The organism is Periweissella ghanensis (assembly GCF_918814755.1).
Classification (GTDB): domain Bacteria; phylum Bacillota; class Bacilli; order Lactobacillales; family Lactobacillaceae; genus Periweissella; species Periweissella ghanensis.
The window spans coordinates 1-2,067 of record NZ_CAKKNT010000051.1; the positions used below are offsets into that span (position 1 = coordinate 1).

Below are 2,067 nucleotides of genomic sequence, written 5' to 3' on the forward strand. Positions count from 1 at the left end.
TGGCGCAGATGATACACCTGTTCCCATGCCGAACACAGAAGTTAAGCTCTGTAGCGCTGAAAGTAGTTGGGGGATCGCTCCCTGCGAGGATAAGACGTCGCCATGCACATTAGAAAAAGGATGAAGCCGTAAGGCTTCATCCTTTTTTGTTTTAAATTTTTAAGTAACATACGTAACTGGAATTACGTAGACGAATGATTGGGACGGTTTACTAATTGGTTGAGGCCATGAGGTAGGTGAGGTGATAGGATGGTGATCTTGCACAAATTCAAATTGCTAGGACGGTAAATGTTGCTGGATTAAGTGCCGGAAGCTACTATTAAGCAGTGGGTTAAAAATTTTATTGCTTTAATCGTCTTTTGCCACACTCGGGATTACAGTGTCCTTAGCGATAACCCGTGGCGTAGTGGACGTTATACAGCACGTTGGATAGCGGATAACGATGGATAATACACATAACTATCAGCAGTGGACAGGTGATAGGGGGTATAGCTAGACGGAATTGATGGTAGGCCAGTAATGAAGCTAAGTTGTTTGGTAGTTATCAACGGATGTAGGGACCAATTGACTTTGATTAATACGCAGGTTCATTATCATTGCTTGAAAGTGACTTGATTGTAAACGTAGCATGACTGAGAGCATCTTGGCGCTGACGGGATACGATACGTATTAAAAAGGTGATCAGGTAGTAGGCACAAATTTAACGGGGGAGCGAAGGACAAAATATTTGCACTGGACATGCAGATTCGAGCGAATTTATTTTTCCACATGTGGATAAGTTAATTCTAAAATTGATTATTCTAGTTTAAGTGTAGCTAGAAGTTAGCGGATGGGGCAAAAGATGATGTGCTTAAGTTAGTGTGCAGTGAACATCATGATTATATTTAAAGAGTAGTGAGAGCGATTGGTGCGTACAGTGGTTAGTTAGGGTGCTACTAGCAAAGTGTGGATAATTTGGCATCATTAAGTTGGATCTGTCATAGATCGACGGAGATATGAATTACTGCGACTAATTTGGTAGGCGCTAATTTGGAACATTATACCAAGCCGATCCTATCGTAGTAGATGAGTCGATAACCGATTAGTACGCAGATAGAGGAATATGGGGGCTATAAATAGATAGTAAGCTGTATTAATGTGAAACCTAGACCATATAGGGATATTAGCCAAGGATATACGTCCTAAGACTGTGAGAACCGATGTTAAGCTAACTTACTGTGGTGGTGCGGTATCGCCGTTCTATACGTTATATATGGTATGGGAGCTTAAAAGACCTCGGTTTAATCCTGCTAGGTATGAGTATGGGGTACTTAGTGAGGAGAGCGACTAATGTTTACTGATGAGATGAGGGCTTACAAATGGTTCGTCGGAAAAACTGGTATCGGATGCGCTAGCTATCTGAGCTCTGGGTGGGCTAACTTACGCAAGTAGAGTTAATCAAGGACGGAAATTATCCAAGAATGTGAGTATCATAGAAGAACTTGCCATTATGATAGTGATTGGTGATTAGCTGCAGGTCAGCCAGTTGGCACAAACGCTAGATGTGCCAACTCCAAAATTAACGCGTAAATCGGCGTAAACGCTAATTTTTTTACGTAATTATGATGCACTTAAAACTGGATAAAAAGGTTACTTTTGTGTTAGTGATCAAATATATGCCGATCCAACAGCCAAAATCTTGAAAAATTGCATTAGTTTTACCCCTTGAAAACGCCTATATAACAACGTTTAGTAATTTATTTACAATAAAACGCATTTTTTTATAAAAAACGCTTGCCAAAGGGTCGGATTCGCGATATTATATTTAAGTTGTCTCGTGACATTAACCAAAAAGTTAATTAAACAAACCAACACTTAATTAAATAACTAATTCAAATTAATTTAAAAAAGTTGTTGACTTATTAAATTAAAGAGAGTATAGTTAATAAATGTTGTTGCGACAGATAAGTTGCTAACAACAACGTAGATCTTTGAAAACTGAATAAAGTTTTGACAATCAAATGTGTAAGTACTTTGAAATTAAATTTCAGAGTTAAACAAATTTGCGAATGTCAATTTCGCTAGTAA

At 38.5% G+C, this 2,067-nt stretch carries 1 rRNA gene; it reads left to right on the forward strand.

Annotation, left to right across the window (positions count from 1 at the left end):
* Positions 1 to 106: ribosomal RNA gene (gene rrf, locus LQZ76_RS09860) — 5S ribosomal RNA — on the forward strand; the annotation flags it as partial.
* Between the last annotated feature and the right edge of the window lie 1,961 nt (positions 107 to 2,067).